The organism is sulfur-oxidizing endosymbiont of Gigantopelta aegis (assembly GCF_016097415.1).
Lineage (GTDB): Bacteria > Pseudomonadota > Gammaproteobacteria > GRL18 > GRL18 > GRL18.
In genome coordinates this window covers 48,473-67,906 of sequence record NZ_JAEHGE010000003.1, presented here as the reverse complement: position 1 = coordinate 67,906, position 19,434 = coordinate 48,473, and the positions used below count along the sequence as shown (strand labels likewise).

Annotated in this window: 23 protein-coding genes and 1 pseudogene; 18 read left to right on the top strand and 6 right to left on the bottom strand. The window is 38.4% G+C overall.

Translation table 11 applies throughout. The features are described 5' to 3' along the window. Positions 1-37: 37 nt before the first annotated feature. Genes flgK through pseG form a run of 5 tightly spaced genes read left to right on the top strand, consistent with a single transcriptional unit; the run spans position 38 to position 5,222 of the window. Positions 38-1,927: a flagellar hook-associated protein FlgK gene (flgK, locus tag JEU79_RS23775; protein ID WP_198266419.1), complete on the top strand. Its 1,890-nt coding sequence runs from the start codon at positions 38-40 to the stop codon at positions 1,925-1,927. A gap of 1 nt (position 1,928) precedes the next feature. Continuing rightward, the gene (locus JEU79_RS23770; RefSeq protein ID WP_198266418.1) at positions 1,929-2,105 is read left to right on the top strand and encodes a flagellar basal body rod C-terminal domain-containing protein; all 177 of its coding nucleotides are present in this window, start codon (positions 1,929-1,931) and stop codon (positions 2,103-2,105) included. A 31-nt stretch (positions 2,106-2,136) separates the two neighbouring features. Continuing rightward, the gene (flgL, locus tag JEU79_RS23765; protein WP_198266417.1) at positions 2,137-3,081 is read left to right on the top strand and encodes a flagellar hook-associated protein FlgL; all 945 of its coding nucleotides are present in this window, start codon (positions 2,137-2,139) and stop codon (positions 3,079-3,081) included. Positions 3,082-3,139: 58 nt separating this feature from the next. After that, on the top strand, positions 3,140-4,204 hold the full coding sequence (pseI, locus tag JEU79_RS23760) for a pseudaminic acid synthase (RefSeq protein WP_198266416.1): 1,065 nt from the start codon (positions 3,140-3,142) through the stop codon (positions 4,202-4,204). A 4-nt stretch (positions 4,205-4,208) separates the two neighbouring features. Beyond that, complete coding sequence (gene pseG / locus JEU79_RS23755; protein ID WP_214660669.1) at positions 4,209-5,222, top strand: UDP-2,4-diacetamido-2,4,6-trideoxy-beta-L-altropyranose hydrolase; 1,014 nt, start codon at positions 4,209-4,211, stop codon at positions 5,220-5,222. Here pseG and JEU79_RS23750 read toward each other — a convergent pair. Next, on the bottom strand, positions 5,206-6,249 hold the full coding sequence (locus tag JEU79_RS23750) for a sialidase family protein (RefSeq protein ID WP_198266414.1): 1,044 nt from the start codon (positions 6,247-6,249) through the stop codon (positions 5,206-5,208). The two genes, pseG and JEU79_RS23750, sit on opposite strands and share 17 nt — an antisense overlap. 253 nt (positions 6,250-6,502) lie before the next feature. Between JEU79_RS23750 and JEU79_RS23745 the strand changes: the two genes are divergently transcribed. From JEU79_RS23745 to JEU79_RS23710, 8 genes are all read left to right on the top strand, one after another. Further along, complete coding sequence (locus tag JEU79_RS23745) at positions 6,503-7,153, top strand: Uma2 family endonuclease (RefSeq protein WP_198266413.1); 651 nt, start codon at positions 6,503-6,505, stop codon at positions 7,151-7,153. Between the two features lie 92 nt (positions 7,154-7,245). Continuing rightward, entirely contained in the window at positions 7,246-8,241 is a 996-nt protein-coding gene (gene pseB / locus JEU79_RS23740; RefSeq protein ID WP_198266412.1) for a UDP-N-acetylglucosamine 4,6-dehydratase (inverting), read from the top strand. Positions 8,242-8,265: 24 nt separating this feature from the next. After that, positions 8,266-9,444, top strand: a complete 1,179-nt coding sequence (gene pseC / locus JEU79_RS23735) for a UDP-4-amino-4,6-dideoxy-N-acetyl-beta-L-altrosamine transaminase (RefSeq protein ID WP_246540713.1) — start codon at positions 8,266-8,268, stop codon at positions 9,442-9,444. 39 nt (positions 9,445-9,483) lie between these two features. After that, the gene (gene pseF, locus JEU79_RS23730; RefSeq protein WP_198266410.1) at positions 9,484-10,164 is read left to right on the top strand and encodes a pseudaminic acid cytidylyltransferase; all 681 of its coding nucleotides are present in this window, start codon (positions 9,484-9,486) and stop codon (positions 10,162-10,164) included. 1 nt (position 10,165) lies between these two features. Further along, positions 10,166-10,654 carry a UDP-4-amino-4,6-dideoxy-N-acetyl-beta-L-altrosamine N-acetyltransferase gene (pseH, locus tag JEU79_RS23725; protein ID WP_281401110.1) on the top strand — a complete coding sequence of 163 codons (489 nt, stop codon included), beginning with the start codon at positions 10,166-10,168 and terminating at the stop codon, positions 10,652-10,654. Position 10,655: 1 nt separating this feature from the next. Continuing rightward, positions 10,656-10,949, top strand: coding sequence for a hypothetical protein (locus JEU79_RS23720; protein WP_198266408.1), 294 nt, complete (start codon positions 10,656-10,658; stop codon positions 10,947-10,949). 2 nt (positions 10,950-10,951) lie between these two features. Next, positions 10,952-11,671 (top strand): SDR family NAD(P)-dependent oxidoreductase, encoded by a 720-nt coding sequence (locus JEU79_RS23715; protein WP_198266407.1) that lies wholly within the window; start codon positions 10,952-10,954, stop codon positions 11,669-11,671. Next, the gene (locus tag JEU79_RS23710; protein ID WP_198266406.1) at positions 11,668-12,570 is read left to right on the top strand and encodes an AMP-binding protein; all 903 of its coding nucleotides are present in this window, start codon (positions 11,668-11,670) and stop codon (positions 12,568-12,570) included. Before JEU79_RS23715 ends, JEU79_RS23710 begins: the two co-directional genes overlap by 4 nt. Before the next feature lie 4 nt (positions 12,571-12,574). Here the strand turns inward: JEU79_RS23710 and tnpC are convergent, their stop codons facing one another. The 4 genes from tnpC to tnpA form a co-directional block, all read right to left on the bottom strand. Then, the gene (tnpC, locus tag JEU79_RS23705; protein WP_246540638.1) at positions 12,575-13,813 is read right to left on the bottom strand and encodes an IS66 family transposase; all 1,239 of its coding nucleotides are present in this window, start codon (positions 13,811-13,813) and stop codon (positions 12,575-12,577) included. Continuing rightward, the gene (locus JEU79_RS27175; protein ID WP_246540704.1) at positions 13,810-14,064 is read right to left on the bottom strand and encodes a transposase; all 255 of its coding nucleotides are present in this window, start codon (positions 14,062-14,064) and stop codon (positions 13,810-13,812) included. The genes tnpC and JEU79_RS27175 overlap by 4 nt, the downstream gene beginning before the upstream one ends. A 205-nt stretch (positions 14,065-14,269) precedes the next feature. Beyond that, positions 14,270-14,536 (bottom strand): IS66 family insertion sequence element accessory protein TnpB, encoded by a 267-nt coding sequence (gene tnpB, locus JEU79_RS23700; protein ID WP_198265131.1) that lies wholly within the window; start codon positions 14,534-14,536, stop codon positions 14,270-14,272. Next, complete coding sequence (gene tnpA, locus JEU79_RS23695; protein ID WP_198263342.1) at positions 14,533-14,862, bottom strand: IS66 family insertion sequence element accessory protein TnpA; 330 nt, start codon at positions 14,860-14,862, stop codon at positions 14,533-14,535. The genes tnpB and tnpA overlap by 4 nt, the downstream gene beginning before the upstream one ends. A 54-nt stretch (positions 14,863-14,916) precedes the next feature. On the opposite strand from tnpA, the gene JEU79_RS23690 reads away from it, so the two are divergent. The 5 genes and pseudogenes from JEU79_RS23690 to JEU79_RS23670 all read left to right on the top strand — a co-directional run bounded on the left by JEU79_RS23690 (position 14,917) and on the right by JEU79_RS23670 (position 17,918). Beyond that, a complete protein-coding gene (locus JEU79_RS23690; protein ID WP_246540703.1) occupies positions 14,917-15,273 on the top strand; it encodes an acyl-CoA synthetase family protein in 357 nt (118 codons plus the stop codon). Between the two features lie 155 nt (positions 15,274-15,428). After that, entirely contained in the window at positions 15,429-15,839 is a 411-nt protein-coding gene (locus tag JEU79_RS23685; protein ID WP_425511201.1) for an adenylyltransferase/cytidyltransferase family protein, read from the top strand. A gap of 95 nt (positions 15,840-15,934) precedes the next feature. Then, on the top strand, positions 15,935-16,426 hold the full coding sequence (locus JEU79_RS23680; RefSeq protein ID WP_198266405.1) for a hypothetical protein: 492 nt from the start codon (positions 15,935-15,937) through the stop codon (positions 16,424-16,426). 97 nt (positions 16,427-16,523) lie between these two features. After that, positions 16,524-17,011, top strand: a pseudogene (locus JEU79_RS23675) (IS3 family transposase); the annotation flags it as partial. A 13-nt stretch (positions 17,012-17,024) separates the two neighbouring features. Continuing rightward, positions 17,025-17,918, top strand: a complete 894-nt coding sequence (locus JEU79_RS23670) for a CDP-glycerol glycerophosphotransferase family protein (protein WP_198266404.1) — start codon at positions 17,025-17,027, stop codon at positions 17,916-17,918. On the opposite strand, the gene JEU79_RS23665 is transcribed toward JEU79_RS23670, so the two are convergent. Further along, complete coding sequence (locus tag JEU79_RS23665) at positions 17,911-19,407, bottom strand: CDP-glycerol glycerophosphotransferase family protein (protein WP_198266403.1); 1,497 nt, start codon at positions 19,405-19,407, stop codon at positions 17,911-17,913. The two genes, JEU79_RS23670 and JEU79_RS23665, sit on opposite strands and share 8 nt — an antisense overlap. Positions 19,408-19,434: the final 27 nt, after the last annotated feature.

The following is a 19,434-nucleotide window of genomic DNA, read 5'->3' as shown; positions in this document are numbered from 1 at the left end:
GCTAAAGCCTCATGAATAAGAACGGTGGAGAATTGTAATGGCTGGTAGCACTATGGGAATTGGCACTTCGGGACTACTGACGGCACAGCGCCAGCTTGCCACTGCCAGCCAAAATATATCTAATGTTAATACGGATGGTTATTCACGCCAACGCTCCGAGCAAGCGGCTCGATTGCCACAATTTACTGGCAATGGCTATGTGGGCACCGGTGTTAGTGTTCAAAACACGGTACGTTTGGCCAATGAATTTTTAGAAGAGCAAATACGTATTTCAAACAGTCAATTTGGTCAATATGATTCTTTTAATCGACTCTCTAAACAAATTGATAATATTCTGGCTAATCCTGATTCAGGTTTAACGCCAACATTGGAAGGTTTTTTTAGTGCCTTGCAGGAAGCCAATGATAATCCTTCTTCCACACCATCCAGACAAGTGCTTTTAACAGAAGCAAAGACCATGACAGAGCGTTTTAAATTGTTGGATGATCGATTTATTCAATTAAACAATCAAGTCAATCAGGACTTGAATGACGTAACTCAGGAAGTCTCCGATTTAGCACGTTCAATTGCTAATATTAATGTCAATATTGTACAAAAAACTGGTGCGGGTCAAGGTAGTCTGCCTAATGATTTGATGGATCAACGTGAGGTTATGATTAAGACAATTGCCGAAAAAATTGATGTTAAAGTGATTTATCAAGATGATGGTGCGGCTAATATTTTTATTGGTTCAGGACAAGCCTTGGTGATTGGTAGTACTTCTGCAACTTTATTAACAAGAAAGAATCTTTATAATGCTCAAGATTTAGATGTTATCTTAAAACAAGGTGCTGGTGTAACGGATGTTACTAGCTCTATTACCGGGGGCGAGTTACAAGGTACTTTGGATTTTAAGAATTCAGTGCTTGAACCAAGTCGACGTTCATTAGGGCGTATTTCTTTAGCTTTGTCTGAAGAGATGAATGCCCAGAATACATTGGGAATGACATTACAAAATACTGGCTCAGGCTTTAAAATGGGTGGTGATTTTTTCACTGATTTAAGTGGTCCAATTTCAGCGTTGCCTAATACTAATAATACAGGTAGTGCGGTATTATTCAACATTACTGACTCAAGGGTTTTAACCACCAGTGATTATAAGCTTGATTATGATGGTACAAATTATGATTTAACTCGCTTAAGTGATAATACTGTTTTTTCGAGTACCAGTATTGCAAACTTAAATGCCATTATTGATCCGGCGGGACCTCCCTATACTACAGGTACGACACCGCAAGGGTTTCGGATTCAAGAAATACCTTTACCTGTATTAGCGGTTAATGATAGTTATATTCTCAGGCCGACTTTTGAAGCTTCATCTAATATTGATTTAGCGGTCAATAATGTTTTAGATCTTGCTCTGGCAGGTCCTATTATTTCAGGTGAAAGAACGGATTCTTTTGGTGGTGCAATTAATGCAGGGTCAGGTTCAATTTCATTGCCCAAGCTAGGAGAGCTCAGTTCAATTCCAATGACCGGCAGTACGATTAATGATTTTCAAATTGTGTTGAGTTATAGCAATTCAAATTTGGCTGGAAACCCTGGCTTTGATGTCGTTGCACTTCGTCCTGCACCGCCAGGGACTCTTTTCCCAGATTTTAGTATTGATTTTGATCCCAATAGTGATGCCGGTGGTGTTAGTTTCACTTTAGATGGCACAACTTATCCACAATTTGGTGATATAAGTTTTACTCTGTCAGGTACACCGGCAGTGGGTGATTCGTTTGAGATTCTACGTAATACAGCCCCTTATGATGATAATCGTAATGGTCTTTTACTGGCCAAATTGCAAACAGAGAAAACATTGGAGAACGCCTCAACCGATTTTCAGGCCGGTTATGCCATGATAGTCTCTGATGTGGGTACAAACATAGTCATCAGAGGTTGATTTGTTAGCACAATTAACACTCAATGAACAAGCTAAAGCTGATCGTGAAAGTTACTCAGGTGTTAATTTAGATGAAGAGGCAGCTGATTTACTTAAATATCAGCAGGCCTATCAGGCATCAGCGCGAGTTATTTCGACAGCAAATGACATGTTTCAAACTTTAATTAATGCGGTTTGAATCTATTTATGAAAGTTCGAGGTAAATAATCATGCGTGTTGCTACTAGTACGGCTTATTCTCAGGGTGTGACATCCATGAACACCCAAAATTATAAATTGAATAAAACCATGTTGCAGCTATCATCGGGCAAGCGAATCGTTAGTCCATCAGATGATCCTGCTGGAGCCGCCAGAGTCTTAGGCCTTAATCAGGCAAAATCACGAACTGAGCAATTTCAAAAAAATATTAATACCCTTAAAAGCTCTTTGCAAATAGAAGAAACCGCTTTGAATGGGGTGGTTGATACCTTACAACGGGTAAGAGAACTCTCTATTCAGGCTAATAGCGATACCTATGATGCTTCACAAAAAGCCATTATTGGTCTGGAAATTCAGGAGCATTTTGAAGCTATTACCGCATTTGCTAATACCACTAATGGTAATGGTGAATTTCTTTTTGGTGGCTTTAATAGTAGAGATGTACCTTTTGAAAATATTGGTGGGGTAGTTAATTATAATGGCGATCAGGGGCAGCAATTTCTCCAGGTGAGTGCGACCAGACAAATTGCCAGTGGTGATAATGGTTTTGATGTTTTTATGAATGTGCGTGGTTCTGATAATGCAAACCCAGCCAGTACAGCTCCAATGAGTGTTTTTGCCGTTGTCAAAGAACTTGAAACGCTGTTAAGAACCAGCCAAGGTACTGCACCTGAAACTTTTCGTGAGTCAATGTCACGCACCATTGGGAATATCGATAAAGCCTTAGGTCAGATAGCAGATAAGCAATCAGGTATTGGAGCAAGACTTAATGCAACAGAAAGTCAGGAAAATGTCAATGAAGATTATCTGGTGCAATTGGCAACCACTTTATCTGAAACTCAGGATCTGGATTATACCGAAGCTATTAGTCGTTTAGAACGAGAACAAATTGGACTGCAGGCGTCACAGCAAACTTTTACTAAAATTCAGGGACTTTCACTGTTTAATTTCATATAATTATTACTAAACATATTGACTCATCTTCTAAGATTAGATAAAGCAATCCCGAATGATCATGCCAAACATTAACATTGCTCAAACTGAAATCGGTGAAGGCTGTTCTCCCTTTATTGTTGCCGAGTTATCGGGCAATCATCAACAAGACTATTCTCTGGCAGAAAAAATGCTTGAAGCCGCTGCTGTTGCTGGTGTTCATGCGATTAAACTGCAAACCTATACTTCCGAAACTATGACGCTTGATTTACAAAACAAGGATTTTGTCATCAATGATGAAGCGAGTCTTTGGCAGGGCGAAAGTCTTTATAGTCTTTATGCAAAGGCTGCAACGCCATGGGAATGGCATCAAGGCTTGTTTGAAAAAGCCAGATCACTGGGGATGATTGCGTTTAGCTCGCCCTTTGATGAGTCAGCCGTTGATTTTCTGGAAACGTTGAATGTGCCGTGTTATAAAATTGCCTCGTTTGAAAACAATGATTTACCGTTGATTAAAAAAGTAGCACAAACTGGAAAGCCAATTATTGTTTCAACCGGCATGGCCTCGGTAATAGAAATAGAAGAATTGCTCATGACGATTCGAGCAACGGGTAATGAGCAAATTGTTTTATTAAAATGTACCAGTAATTACCCTGCGGATGCTTCGGATTCAAATCTGGCCACAATCGCTGATATGCGACAACGCTTCCAATGTTTAATTGGTTTATCGGATCATTGTTCGGGTATCAGCGTGTCTTTAGCGGGTGTGGCATTGGGTGCGGTTTTGGTAGAAAAACACTTTGTTTTAGATCGCACTGCAGGGGGCATTGATGCCGCTTTTTCGTTAGAGCCTGATGAATTAGAAAAACTGGTTCATGACTCGGTCATTATTAATCGTGCAATGGGGCAGGTGCAATATGGCGGTTCTGAAAATGAACAAGAGTCAAAAAAATATCGTCGTTCGATTTATTGTAGTCGAGCAATTGCAGTAGGTGAAATCATTAGCCGTGATAATGTTCGAGTGATACGCCCCGGTTTTGGTTTAGCCCCTAAGCACTTTGATGCCATTATGGGGAAAACAGCAAAACAAGCAATAGCGCTGGGAGATGCAATGCGCTTTGATTTATTAGATGGCTCTGATGAATGACGTTGTGCAGCTGAATAAAAAGGCTTTATTTCGGCTTGATTCAGGTGCTCAATTTGGCTTGGGTCATGTAATGCGCAGTAAATCACTGGCTGATGCGCTCTTGTCATTGCAAATAGAGTGTACTTTTGCTTGTCGATATTTACATTCAGCCGCTGCCATCTCAGGGCATCAGCTCATGATGATTGCTGATGAAGATGAATTTCTAGCTTTGGCAAAAGCGTATGATGTTATTATTATTGATCATTATGATTACTATAGTGAGTTGTTTTTTTCATTGTCGCAATTAGAAAATACTGTATTAGTCATTTTAGATGATGAATGTAATCGGGGACAGTTATATGCAGATGTCATTATTAATCCTTCCCTCCATGCAAGCGCGCTAGACTATAAGCACATGGCAGCGGATGCGTGCTTATTATTGGGACTGGAATATAGCTTATTACGCGCAATATTTACCCGCGAATCCCCCTTAGCCTTTGAGCAAAGAGAGTCAATTGTCATTACTTTGGGCGGCTCTGATGTGACGGCTTTAACATTACCCTTGTTGAATGCAATGTTAAATATAAACAGTATTTTGATGAGCTATAAGGTGGTGGTAGTGACAGGTAAAGGCTGTGCTGAACAGCAGAAAATTGCGGAGTTTTGTCAGCAACGCGGATTGTGCCATTATCATGATGTAAAAAATATGGCGGTGCTGTTTTGTTCGGCAATATTCGCCATCTCTGCCGCTGGTTCGACGGCCTTTGAACTGGCTTATTGTGGTGTTCCGGCTGTGTTTGCTGTCGTGGCTGATAATCAATTATTATCAATGCGAAAACTCAGTCAGGCTGATTGGTGTGAGATGGTCGATTGTCGGAAACAGAATCAACCGGAGCTGATTTTGACTAAGGCACAAGCGATGTTAAGTGATTTACCACAGCTTGAGCGGGCGAGCCAAAAAGCTCGGACTTTGATTGATGGGCAAGGTGCTGAACGTATTGCCTTATTGCTGTCTAAAAAAATCACGGCAGCTCAATAAGGCTGGCTGCGATGTGGCGTATGCCATCGTCTTGGGTAAAATAATAAGCGACTAGCACTTTGCCATCAGGCATTTCTATGGCCCAGGGATAACCGACATCAGCACAAAAGCCATCGTCGCGAATGATGATTTCATCGCCCAATAATTTTTCGCCTTGCCCATCCATTAAATGGCCACGAATCCCATAAGGCTCATGACGAAAGCCATAACAGATAAAGATTCGCCCATCAGAAAGTTTTAAGGGGTGAGTGGGATGACCAATGACGTCTCTTTCCTGCCACTGTGCCCAGTGGTGACCACAATCATCAGAAATGGCTGTCACCAGATGATCATTACCCCGGGTGTTGCGGATAAAGGCCATGATACGATCACCACCGAGGGAGAGTAATGAAGGTTCATTAAGGTCTAATACTTGTTGTTGATCCTGGGCGATTATGGCACGATAGGACCAGCTTCTGCCTTTATCTTTGGACACATAGAGGTGGGAGCTGGAAATCTTATCTTTCTCTAAACGTCCATACGTTGGTAATAATATTTCCCCGTTCACTTCAATGGCCTGGCCTCGTATTGCGCCACCATAGTAGGGGCGCTTGTCGGGTATTGCATCCCTGGCACCGGGCAAGGGGGGTAAATACTGATGTTTGGACCAGCTTTGTCCTTGATCACTGGATAAACGGGTAAAACCACCCCATAAGACATAATAGCAACCAGTGATGTCCGGATGGCCATAGAGAGACACGCCTTGTTTTTTTAACGGCTGGCTGAGGCGTGAATGAATGGGATACCAGGAAAAAGAGGATAATAAAATGTCTTTATTCGATAAAACTAACAAACAAGCATCCTGATCAGCAGCCTCAGGATTAATACTCAAGGGTTCAGCCTCTGAGAGGGGCTGTAAATTGAGGTCAAACAGCCTTTTGGTGAGCTGAGAACGGCTATCAATATGGTCTACTTGTTGTTTTATTTGTATCGATGCTTCATCATCTGCATCTATTAGCCAACGACTATCCCGGGCACGGCGAAACATTAAAAGTAGCTGTGGGGAAGATGAATCTTTCTGTTCAATTAAAGCGATGCTGGGGAAAGATGCAAAATAATGAACATTTTTGTATAAAATCAAATGTTTAATGTTTTTAGCCTATTTTTGTTATATAAGTGACTGATTATAAATGTGTTTTTAAGTGTAGATATAATGTTTAGTATATGTTATTTTTAGTGGTCGAGGATAGTCATTTATGAGCAAAATTTAGTTAAGGAATAACTATTTAAGGAACAAACAAATGTCTTTTGCAAGAGAATTTGAGCAACAACTCACTGAAGATGACTACATAGAAGGTGAGTTGCTCAGTGATGTGAAGCATGAATATATTGATGGTGCTGTTTATGCGATGGTGGGGGCAAGTACAAAGCATGATCTCATTACAGGCAATCTTTTTTATGAGTTAAAAAATAAGCTAAAACAAAACAAGTCATCCTACCATACATTTACTTCTGATATGAAAGTAAAAGTGAGCAGAAAAAGTACTCGATATTTCTATCCTGATGTTATGGTTGTCGGTGCTTTTAATCAGGAGGATGAAAAAGACGAGAAAGAAAATGATTATTATCAGACCAAACCTGAAATTATCTTTGAAGTCTTGTCAGATTCAACGGAAAAATATGATAAGTCAGAAAAAAGATTATCCTATTTTGATATTCCATCATTAAAAGAATATGTGTTGGTTAAGCAAAATAAATGTGAAGTCATTGTCTTTGAACGAGACAACAACTGGCAATCAAATTATTATTTTCTTGGTGATGAAATTAAATTTGGTTCAATTAATGTCACTTTGTCAGTTGAGAATATTTATGAACAGGTTAATACTGAAGAGCAAGCACGTTACCATGAAGAACAACGGCTTAAAAAAGCTAAATTAAAACAATCACTTTAAAAATAATGGCCTTCAAAATAAGTGACTTTAGGCTATTTTTTATCTTAGCTTATTTATTTTGAATAAGAGTCACCATAACATCTGGAAAATACGTGTTTAACAATAAATCAATTCTTATTACGGGTGGCACCGGTTCTTTTGGTAAAAAATTCATTAAGAACATCCTGAAAAATTATTCCCCTAAACGCATCATTATTTTTTCCCGTGATGAACTCAAGCAATATGAAATGCAACAGGAGTTTAGCAATAAATCCTTGCGCTTTTTTATTGGTGATGTGAGGGACCGAGAGCGTTTGGTGCAAGCACTTAAGGGCGTTGACTTTGTGATCCACGCAGCTGCATTGAAACAAGTGCCAGCGGCAGAATACAATCCTATGGAATGCATTAAAACCAATATCTATGGTGCTGAAAATGTGATCCATGCATCCTTAGAAAACAATGTTGAAAAAGTCATTGCCTTGTCAACGGACAAGGCGGCCAATCCGATTAATTTATACGGTGCGACAAAACTAGCTTCCGATAAATTATTTGTTGCGGCCAATAATATTGCCAGTGGTTATAAAACGTCATTTTCTGTGGTTCGCTATGGCAATGTCGTTGGCTCTAGAGGATCAGTTGTCCCTTTGTTTCAAAAACTCATTGCAGAAGGCGTAGATAGTTTACCTATCACGGATAAGCGTATGACACGGTTTTGGATCACCCTGGATGAAGGCGTTGAGTTTGTTATTAAAAACTTTAAGCGTATGCAAGGTGGCGAAATATTTATTCCTAAAATTCCCTCGGTACTGATCACTGATTTAGCTCGCTCTATGTCTGATTTGCCCATTAAAATTATTGGCATTCGTCCTGGAGAAAAATTGCATGAGATTATGTGTCCCTTGGATGATGCTCACCTGACCTATGAATTTGAAAAGCACTTTGTGATTAAACCCTCCATTTTTTTCTATAGTCGGGAAAATGACTTTTCAAAAAATGCTTTGGGTGAAGCAGGTACGCTAGTTCCCGAAGGCTTTCAATACAGTTCAGATAACAATCAATTCCTGAGTATTGAAAAAATAAGAGAATATGATAAATTTGCAGAGCTATAAGCACCAATTTATAAATATGAGCCTATAAGCATGATCCCCTACGCCAAGCAATCCATTTCTGAACAGGATATTGAAGCAGTTGCTAAGGTATTGCGTTCAGATTTTATTACTCAGGGGCCGGTTGTTGTGCAATTTGAACAAGCCATTGCCGAGTACTGCGGCGCTGACTATACCATTGCCGTCAGTCATGGTACAGCTGCCTTACATCTTGCCTGTCTAGCTTTAGACGTGGGCGAGGGTGATAGCGTATGGACTTCTCCCAATTCTTTTGTCGCTTCCGCTAATTGTGCGCTTTATTGTGGTGCAAAAATCGATTTTATTGATATCGATCCTCAAACTTATAATATCAGTATGACTCAGCTCAAAGATAAACTGAAATTAGCTGAGCAAAATAACACCTTACCTAAAGTATTAATTCCAGTGCATTTTTCTGGTCAGTCCTGTGATATGCAAGCCATTAAATCATTGTCTCAACAATATGGTTTTTCGATCATTGAGGATGCCGCTCATGCTTTAGGAGGGGAGTATCAGAAGACTAAAATTGGTTCTTGTCATTATTCTGATATAAGCATTATGAGCTTTCATCCGGCAAAAATGATTACTTCGGGTGAAGGTGGCATGCTCTTGACCAATCGTCAGGATTTGGCTGATAGTATCGAGCAATTACGTTCGCATGGCATCACTCGAAATCCTGAACAGATGAAAGGTGCAAGCCATGGTAGTTGGTATTATCAGCAACTCGACCTAGGTTTTAATTACCGTATCACCGATATTCAAGCGGCATTAGGTTTATCACAATTACAGCGTTTAGATGATTTTGTAAGTCAACGCCGTGCTTTGGCTAAACACTATAATGAAAAGTTACAAGGATTGGCGTTGACCATCCCCTGGCAACATCCTGATACCCAATCCAGCTGGCATCTATATGTGATTTGTTTACAGCTTGAGCATTTAAATGTGGGGCGAAAGCAAATATTTGATTTATTGCGGCAAGCGGGTGTGGGTGTGCATGTGCATTATATTCCCATCCATACGCAGCCCTTTTATCAAGAGAAGGGGTTTAAAGAGGGTGATTTCCCTGCCAGTGAAGCATATTATGCTACAGCTCTAACGCTACCACTTTTTGCCGAGATGAGTGTCGAACAACTTGATTTTATTGTCGATAATCTGACTAAAATTTTACATGTCAACGATGGCTTATAAAATAATGGTTTATAAAAATCCTTTATTAAAGAGTGAACAATGAATATTGCTATTATTCCAGCACGCGGTGGTAGTAAGCGAATTCCTAAAAAAAATATTAAGCCCTTTTTAGGAAAACCCATTATTGCCTATTCTATTGAAGCGGCACTAGCATCCGGCTTATTTGAGCAGGTGATTGTTTCTACCGATGATGAGGAAATTGCTGAAGTGTCACGCCAATATGGTGCCAGCACACCCTTTGTGCGTCCTGAAAACTTATCTGATGACTATACGGGCACCACACCCGTAGTCAATCATGCTATCCAGTGGTGTCAGGCACAAGGTTGGAATATTGACTATGTTTGCTGCCTCTATGCGACAGCGCCTTTTATTACCGATGCCATTTTGCAGCAAGGCTATCAACATCTGATTGAAAATAATAAAAGCTATACTTATTCTGTGACATCTTTCGCCTTTCCGATTCAACGTGCCGTCAAACTACTTGAAGATGGTCGTCCTATCCCTTTTCAGCCCGAAATGATGCCAAAACGTTCACAAGATTTAATCGAGGCCTACCATGATGCCGGACAATTTTATTTAGGCACAGCCGATGCTTTTTTGACCGGCAAACACGACACCATCGCGACCATTTTACCACGCTATCGAGTCCAGGATATTGATACACTAGAAGACTGGTATCGTGCTGAATTAATGTATCAAGCGATTCAGGACAAAGGCTAAGATGTTAATTCCCTTGACTGAACACTATTTGGATACCATTCTTGTTTGGCGTAATCAAAGTGAAGTGCGTCATTTTTCATTCAATGATACGATTATTTCACCTGAGGAACATTATCGATGGTGGGAAAGAATAAAAACAGATATAACAAAGCAGTGGATGGTCTATCTTCATGACGGTAAAGCGGCGGGTGTGGTGAATTATTATGACATTATTGAATATAAGGAAGCATTTTGGGGTTTTTATTTTTCCGATCAATTTGCAGACTATGAGAAGTTGAAGCTTTGGTTCAAAATCGAGCATGAAGCCATTACATTTGCCTTTGATACAATGAAATTACAGAAATTAAAGTGTGAAGTGTTCAAAATGAATAAAGCGGCATTAATTATGCATAAACGTATAGGGTATCAGAAAATTGACACTTATGAACATGTCAGGGGGACGGTACAAGTATTGGAACTGGATAAATATCAGATGAAAAGCAAGGTTTAAAATGGCTGACAAGATAAAGCAGATTGTACTCAGCGCAATTCATAATATGGGTGAGCTGGAAGAAAACCAGGCGTTGTTGAACCCAAATGAAGATTTACGCTTATTTGGTGGTGTTGGTGTGCTAGACAGTCTCGGTATTGTTATGTTAATTGCTGAAATAGAAGATCAAATTCAAGAGGAATTAGCACAAAGTATCACCTTGGCAGATGATCGGGCCATGAGTCAGAAAACATCCCCGTTTCGTTCTGTAAAATCCTTGATCAACTACATTGAAAATTTGTTAGCAGAATCTTAGGCATGTTAAACGACGGCTCAGAAAAAAAATTAATGTTGATTACGGGGACAAGTAAGGGCATAGGCTTATCCTTGGCTCAGCGATATTTGCAGGAAGGCTTTCGAGTCATTGGTTGCAGCCGTAGCAGGGCAACTATTGAACATGAAGACTACGCGCATTACTCATTAGATGTATCGGATGAAGAAGCCATTATCAAAATGGTTAAAGGAATCAAACAGCAACAAGGGGTCATTGATGTGTTATTGAATAATGCCGGCATGGCCTCAATGAATCATCTATTGACCACCACCTTATCTAAGGCTAAACAAGTATTTGATAGCAATTTTTTTGCAACCTTTTTACTGACCCGTGAAGTAGCCAAGCAAATGATGCGCAAAAAAAGTGGTAATATCATTAATTATTCAACCGTTGCTGTGCCACTCAATTTAGAAGGTGAAGCCATTTATGCGGCCAGTAAGGCCGCAATAGAAAGTTTGACAAAAATTTCTGCTAAAGAATTAGGCCCTCTGGGCATTCGAGTGAATGCCATTGCGCCTACACCGGTTCAGACGGATCTCATTAAAATGGTACCTCAGGAAAAAATTGATAATTTATTGGAGAGCCAAGTTATCAAGCGATTTGGTACGGTCGATGATATAAAAAATGTCATTGATTTTTTCATTGCTGAAAAAAGTCAGTTCATTACCGGACAAATCATTTATTTAGGCGGGGTAATGCGGTGACGCACTGGTTGATCGAAAACTTTACTCAGAATAAAAACGCTGTCGCCATTGTTGATAGTACCGGAGAATATCGCTATCAACAATTATTAGAGCAGATTGAAGCTTATATTTCTCTGTTGGATAAAACAATTAACCATGCGACGAGCATTGCTATTATAAGTGATTCCTCTTTTCATAGTATCGCTTTATTTATCGCTTGTTACTTAAAAAAATTAATCATAGTACCTATTATTGTAAATAATGAGCAAGAACTAAAAGACAAGCTATCGGTCTCAGAGGTGCAATTTATACTTTCGTTAGAAGGAGCAGAAAGAGAGAATATTACCTTAAAGATAACACCTTGTGAGCCCGTGTCGGAACAAAATAAACTATGCCAAACTCTGATTGAGAGGGAGCATAGTGGCCTGATATTGTTCAGTAGTGGTAGCACGGGAAAACCCAAGGCAATGCTTCATGATTTGAGTATGCTATTGGACAGTTATAAAGCTAAAAACGTGCAAAAAAAACCAAAGGCGATTTCAATACTGGTTTTTTTAATGTTCGATCATATTGGTGGCATTAATACGATATTAAATATTCTGACCATGGGAGCAAAGGCTGTTATTCCTGAAGATAGAAAAACCGTTTCCATTGCGGGGATTATTGAGCAACAAAAAGTTACTGTATTACCTGCATCACCGACCTTTTTAAATTTAATGTTATTGGATAATGTTAGCCAACATTATGACCTCTCCAGTTTGAGAATGATCACCTATGGCACAGAAACAATGCCGGAAAGTGTTTTAAAACGATTAAAAATAAATTTTCCGAAGGTGAAATTATTACAAACCTTTGGTACCAGTGAAACGGGCATTGCACAAGTCAGCAGTCGATCATCAACGAGCTTAGATATAAAGTAAGCGCTTAACGAACAGCGTTCTTTACCTTTTCCAATTCTGATTTTTTAAAATTCCAGGGAAGCAATGCTTCCAGCTTTTCAACCGTATCCGCATAAGGTAATTGGGTTAATACATAGACCATATACGTATATGGCTCAATATCATTGGCCTTAGCGGTTTCAATAAAACTATAATGAACTGCACTGGCATGTGCACCCTTTGGCGTATCTGAAAATAACCAGGCCTTTCTACCCACGCAGAATGGACGGATAGCATTTTCTGCCAGCACATTACTGATATTCAACCGACCATCTTCACAATAAACAGTCAGCTTAGGCCATTGATTATTAATATAGGTGAGTGCTTTTCCTGTCAAGCTGTCGTTCGGCACTTTGCCCAGGGTGTTATCGACCCATGTTCTTATTTTCTCAAGAAGCGGCAGGCTCTGTTTCTGACGAACCTTAAATTTTTCATTAACACTGGCTTCTTTTATCTCACGCTCAATTAAATACAGCTTATTGATATGGGCCAGTGCCACATCGGCTTTTGTAGGCTTTTGATTGCTCTTTTTCTTTGGTTGTGCCGTCTGAGAATCTTTGAATTTACGGCGAGTGTGATCCCAGCAGCCGACCGATGTGGCATTATTTTGTGCACACACGGCATTGTAACCGGCATAGCCATCGGTTTGCAGATAGCCGCTAAAGCCATCAAGCAGGCGCAGTGGTACTTCCTTCTTACGAGAAGGATCGTATTCAAACAGCACACTGGGTTGTCCAGGTGGCCCGCCACGACTGACCCACATGTATTTGTTCGAATGAGCACTGAGTCCCGGCTCTTTTAATACTTTGAGCACCGTTTCATCCATTTGGATGATGTCACCCGACAGTTGATGTTCTCGCATGAGGTTGATGAGCGGCTGGAACTGATGAGCCAGTTTAATAGCCCAATTGGCCATGGTGGCTCGGGTTATATCGCCGCCATAGCGTGATAATATGCCTTCCATTCGATACAGAGGCAAACCATCGGCATATTTTGAGATAATGATGTGTGCCATCAGGTGAATACTGCCCATTGATTTAGGTAATGGATGTTTTGGCATGACCGCAGCTTTCATTGAACGACTGTCTGTGTCATTGGTGCCTGCAAAGACGGCTTTTTCCTGGAAGTATTCCAGTATTTGGACTTTAGCTGGAATGATATCCAGCTCTTCTCTGACTTTAGTGTAAAAAACCTCAATGGCACCGGCTTTTTCTTCATCTGTCAGATCGATGAAGACAGGGACTCTTGGAATAGTCTTTGAGAAAGGCTTCCTGCCTGTTTTTCTTTCTTCTTAGGCGAAGTGGTTTTAGGTTCAGGGAGCCCCTCATCGTCAGCCGCCTGCTCAGCTTCATCAAATAAGCGTTCCTGACCATCACTTTTTTCACTGCTGGGTGCAAAGCGTTTACTACGAGCCAGACGAAGGGCTTCTTCCAGTATTTTTATACGGTGGTTTTTCTGTTCAATGACACTCAACAATTCATTCTTGTCCGCGTGTGAAAAAGCGGAAAATATAGAGTCGTTTTTGTGGATTCAGCCTTGTTTTGCATGGCTTTATTATAACAAAAAATAGACTAAAAGTACTTAAAATACAGACTCATAATGCAATTTCTTATGCGGTTTCATGACACTGATATCATAGCCGTCTAATAGCCAGTTGATTTTTGTTGTCCGGTGATATTCATCAGGTCATCTTCACCCTTTGGCCATTGAACTTTTCTTCTGAGAGACTTTTGTAATAGAGTACAAAACCGGTATTATCCCAGAAGAGGCATTTAATTTTATTACGCTGACGATTGGTAAAGGCATACAGATGGCCTGCAAAAGGATTATGACCTAATTCACATTCAACAATGGCACTGAGGCCAATAAAACTTTTACGAAAATCAACAGGCTTCAGATAGAGATACACCTGTGGCAGGCTGAGTGATGGACGTATGGCTGACTTCATTGGAACAGTCCTGCTAATTGTTTTACCAGCTGTACATTATCGGCAGTCACTCCTTCAATGCGTAGCTGATTGGGTAATTCTACAATTAATGCTGAGGTGCGGGCTGAATAGTGTTTCGGGGAGGATAGTTGAATAAAACCATTCCCCTTTGTCATCGCACTGGTTTGCGTTGTTGCACCCAGCAACTTACGCTTGTAATAGCCAAAACGTTTGATGGATAGCCCATGTTCCTGACAATAGGATGCCTGGCTGATACTGTTTTCATTCCATTGATTAACGTGGTCTTGCCAAAATTGTTTTGAGTTGGCTTGGGTTTCTGGTTTCATTGATATGTCTCATAATTAATCGATGGATTGATTATGAGGCAGGGGAGATATTTTTTGAATAACGCTAGATGGTTAAGCGCTTACGATATAAAAATAGATGATTTAAATTTAGACTATAAAATTATTGAGGGTGAACTCTGGTTAAAAAGTAAAACTCAAATTCTAGGTTACCTTAATGCCAGCATGGAAAATTTTAATTCAGATGGTTGGTTCTGTACCGGTGATAGCGTGTTACTCTGTGATGATGGTTTTATGAAAATTATCGGTCGTACTCAAGAAGTTATCAATGTGGGTGGCGAAAAAGTATTGCCTGCAGAAGTTGAGTCGGTGCTTTTAGAGATTGAGGGGTTGATGATTGCTTGGTTTATGCTAAGGCAAACTCAATTACCGGACACAATCAGTGAATGCTGATATTATTAAAACTGACAACATTGATAAAAAACATTAAAAAATATCATTAGAAAGATATGTTTCCAGCGCTTAGAACGTTATAAAGTGCCGACAAGAATAGCCTTTGTTGAAAAAATTACAGATTGGTCAACGCTTTAAAAAAATGAGGGTGAATCATGTCAGTTAAGACGATTATCACTTATGGTACGTTTGATATGTTTCATATCGGTCATTTAAAATTATTACAAAGACTTAAAGAGTTGGGTGATGAACTTATTGTGGCTGTTTCGACGGATGAATTTAATAAAATAAAAGGAAAAACACCTTTAATTCCTTTTGAGCAACGCTTTGAAATTGTTGAAAACATCAAATGTGTTGATCGCGTTATCGCCGAAGAAAACTGGGAACAAAAAATGGATGACATACAACAATATGACATTGACATTTTTGCTATGGGCAATGATTGGGAAGGAAAATTTGATTTCCTATGTCCTTATTGCGATGTGTTTATCTCTCCAGAACCGAAAATATTTCAACTACCGAAATTAAAGAATTGTTGGACGATTTTCTGGTTAAAAATAAAGTAGAACTATAGTGACCGAGTTATTCATTCCTGATTTTAGTCATAAAAAAATTTATATTGCTCCCCATTCTCCTCAAACAACCATGTTTAAAAAAAAAAATGTGTGATCATTTTCCTACTTCAACTTTTCTAGGTTATATTGATAAAGTAAAAGAAGGTGAAGATATACACAAATTGAAAGATATTGCTGATACAAGTTTTGACTTCATATTAATACTCTCTCAAAATCATTTTGATAAAATATATGATGACCATAAGCACCATATTTCACTGAATAAGCTCTATAAAATTGATATTAAGGATAACCGCTACCATTTTTTAGCACGAAATGAAATTCTTAGATATAAATTTCAGGTTATTCCACAGCAAATCAGTATGTTACTTTTAAAGTTTTTGACTCGATTGAACTACATTCTCAATCTTTCTGGAAGGAAGGTAGTTTTTGTTGCTAAAGGCTTTGTCGGTGCTAATACAAAGATGCTTTTTCTTTATCATGCGACAGTGGATAATCAAACTATCTTACTGACTGATAATGTACAACAGCTTAAAAGTTTAAAGAATGTCGGCCTAAAGGTTTTTCCTCTTTTTTAGTTTGCGGGCAATATGGACTCTTGCTTTTGCGAAAATTGTGATTCAGGATCAAGGCAATTATATCGAGCCATTGTTATAATGTGGCTAGGTTAGCTCTCCTAAAACGGATAGAGAGAAAGAAAATGAAGCGCTTACTGAGCAGCTAAAAAACTGTTTGAAGACAGTCGCAAGACTTATGGAACCCGTCGTCTTAAAAGAAAACTGGCTGAAAAAGGCGTTCATATAAGCCGCCGGAGAATTGGTCGATTAATGAAAAAAGCCGGTTTGTTTTGTAAAACGAAGAGACGCTTTAAAGCGACGACTAATTCCAAGCATAATAAGCGTATATCTCCAAATTTACTGGAAAGAGAGTTTACTGTCTCTCAACCTGATCGCTACTATGTGGGTGATATTACCTATATTGCCACCAAGGAAGGCTGGTTATATTTAGCGGTTGTCATTGACTTATTCTCTAGGCAAATTGTTGGCTGGTCGATGGATGAGCGAATGAAAGCCAAGCTAGTCAATGATGCTTTACTGATGGCCATATGGAAGCGTAAACCAATGGATGGATTGCTTTGGCATACTGACCGAGGTAGCCAATATATGTGAAAATACCTTGGGTGAATGGAACGGCTCTATCGTTCCAGAGGGCAAAGCCCTTTTAAACTCTAAACAAAAGACACTGCAGATGTGGCATGGTGTGCCATTGAAACGCATGAATAGACTGAGCAATATTACCTATAAATATATGGTAAGCACTTCTACTTTTGTCAATGAAACTTCACTTGCCGATGTTATTGTAGCAAACCAATATTATGACTTAGGCTATCCTCGCAATGATTTACTGCTTAAAGAGCATTCAATAAATGATCGTTTACTCTGCGATGATAACTTGTATCAGTTTGTGAAGCAGTGCTTTAATACATCAGAAAAAGTCATTGTCTATATGCCAACGCATCGTGAAGATACCTCAGATATTGTGGTGTCAACTGAGTCAATTATTCCACTGGATTTTATTCAGATGGATAAAGAGTTAAAACAGATGAATGCACACCTTATCGTAAAATTGCATCCTTTTGTGACACAATTTTATGAGCGTTTTTCACCTGAAAATGGCTATCAGAACATATTGTTTCATTCTGCGCAGGGCGATATTTATCCACTGCTAAAATACACCGATATTCTTATCACGGATTACTCTTCAGTTTATTTTGATTTTTTATTACTTGATCGACCTATAATCTTTTTTTGTTATGATTTTGAACGCTATAGCAATAATATGGGTGGATTTGTGTATGATTATGAACTCATGGCACCTGGTGAAAAAGTGATCGATCAGGAACAATTAATTACAGAATTAAAACAGATCATTCAGGGAAACGACCAATATCATGAGCAACGAAAGACAGTGTGTGATTGTTTTTACACCTTTCAAGATGCTGGGTCCTCGGAACGAATTTCATCAGAATTATTAAATGACGAATGTACTGAATTCAGTGCAGTTAATTAGTATTGTCATTAATGAGTTGCTCTATCTTATTGAAAATAATTTCTGAACTATGACCGATTGAATTTTTATCGAAGAGTTTATTTTTTAATTTATTTCGTTCAATAACAAACTCGTCGTTCTCAAGGGCTTCTAAAATATTACATTTAAGTTCAGACATGTTTTCAGGCTTTAAACCGGGAGTGTATTTTTCAAACTCTAACATAAAATCCCCTCGGTATTTAAGATATTCATCTTTGTCATAAATAAAAAATATAATGGGCTTATTGACTAATAGGTAATCAAAGTAGATAGATGAATAGTCGGTTATGAGTAGGTCAGAATGGGAAAGAAACGGGTAAATATCATCCGTACTGGGATAAAAGCTAATATTAAATTGATAGCCATCTTGAAAAATATATTTGTCTTGTTCAATACTATCAAAAAAAGAATTTTCTCGTATAAATGGGTGCATTTTAATTAAGATAAATAAGTCATTATCCTGTGCAAACTGATTCAAATCATCGAGATTAATTGGATTGGAGTTAAAGCTGTTTTCTCGCCAGGTAGGCATATAGACAATAATTTTTAAAGTGCTTGCTTGTATGAATTTATAAATGCTTTTATTGACTAAAGCCAAAGTCATTTTATCCGTTTTTTCATTAACAAGCACATCATTCCTAGGGTATCCTGAATTAATAATATGTTGGTATTTAAAAATATGAGAGAAAGCATAGTTGCTTACAAAATCAGATGTGGATACTAATAAATCGTAATGCGTTTTTTTGTAGTTGATTCTTTTTCCAATGCGTTTTAATGGAATACCATGCCATAATTGAACGCTTAGAGAATGGATTAAAGAATAGATTAATGATTTATCTAAGGGAGTGTGATCCAAAATTTTTGTTTTAGCTTTAAGGCTATGATAAATAAATGAAAGTGATGGATAATAGACAACTTTAAAGCCTGTTTTTTTTAATAATTGTAGTTGCTGTTTGTTATTTGAAGCAATGATTGCTGTTTTACTATTTTGTTTATTGATATAGCTATAAAGTGCTTTGATATTAATGTCTATAAAATCAGGAGATAATAAAAGATAATGATGTTTGTCTTCAAATAATATTTTATAGCGATTTTGAATATAATGGTGAATTTTTGGTAAAATATTATTTAAAAATTTCTTTATCTTTAATTCAAAGCTTGTTATGAATCTGAAGTTATTATTGAAACAAACAATATGAATTCTTTTTCTAGATAATCCATAGTGTATGAGTGACTGATAGATTGCCTCATGATGATTGCTTGATATGATAATAATCTTGTCAAATTTATGATTGTTTATGTCACAGGTTTGAAAAATATCTTTCGCATTCTGATTATGATCGAAAAACCCTTTAATATTGACATCAAAATTATTTTCCAAATATTTTTTAAATGACTCAGATTCAGGTGAAAAAGGTGTTAAATAAACTGAAGTACATTTTTCGAAATTAATTTTATTGTTAAACAACATAAATAGTCACTTTAAATAAACCCTTAA

Bases quoted from the DNA above. Each gene is read 5' to 3' on its own strand.
- flgK (WP_198266419.1), top strand. From the start codon at position 38: ATGGCTGGTAGCACTATGGGAATTGGCACTTCGGGACTACTGACGGCA.
- flgL (WP_198266417.1), top strand. From the start codon at position 2,137: ATGCGTGTTGCTACTAGTACGGCTTATTCTCAGGGTGTGACATCCATG.
- pseI (WP_198266416.1), top strand. From the start codon at position 3,140: ATGCCAAACATTAACATTGCTCAAACTGAAATCGGTGAAGGCTGTTCT.
- JEU79_RS23750 (WP_198266414.1), bottom strand. From the start codon at position 6,249: ATGTTTCGCCGTGCCCGGGATAGTCGTTGGCTAATAGATGCAGATGAT.
- JEU79_RS23745 (WP_198266413.1), top strand. From the start codon at position 6,503: ATGTCTTTTGCAAGAGAATTTGAGCAACAACTCACTGAAGATGACTAC.
- pseF (WP_198266410.1), top strand. From the start codon at position 9,484: ATGAATATTGCTATTATTCCAGCACGCGGTGGTAGTAAGCGAATTCCT.
- pseH (WP_281401110.1), top strand. From the start codon at position 10,166: ATGTTAATTCCCTTGACTGAACACTATTTGGATACCATTCTTGTTTGG.
- JEU79_RS23720 (WP_198266408.1), top strand. From the start codon at position 10,656: ATGGCTGACAAGATAAAGCAGATTGTACTCAGCGCAATTCATAATATG.
- JEU79_RS23715 (WP_198266407.1), top strand. From the start codon at position 10,952: ATGTTAAACGACGGCTCAGAAAAAAAATTAATGTTGATTACGGGGACA.
- tnpB (WP_198265131.1), bottom strand. From the start codon at position 14,536: ATGAAGTCAGCCATACGTCCATCACTCAGCCTGCCACAGGTGTATCTC.
- tnpA (WP_198263342.1), bottom strand. From the start codon at position 14,862: ATGAAACCAGAAACCCAAGCCAACTCAAAACAATTTTGGCAAGACCAC.
- JEU79_RS23685 (WP_425511201.1), top strand. From the start codon at position 15,429: ATGTCAGTTAAGACGATTATCACTTATGGTACGTTTGATATGTTTCAT.
- JEU79_RS23680 (WP_198266405.1), top strand. From the start codon at position 15,935: ATGTGTGATCATTTTCCTACTTCAACTTTTCTAGGTTATATTGATAAA.
- JEU79_RS23665 (WP_198266403.1), bottom strand. From the start codon at position 19,407: ATGTTGTTTAACAATAAAATTAATTTCGAAAAATGTACTTCAGTTTAT.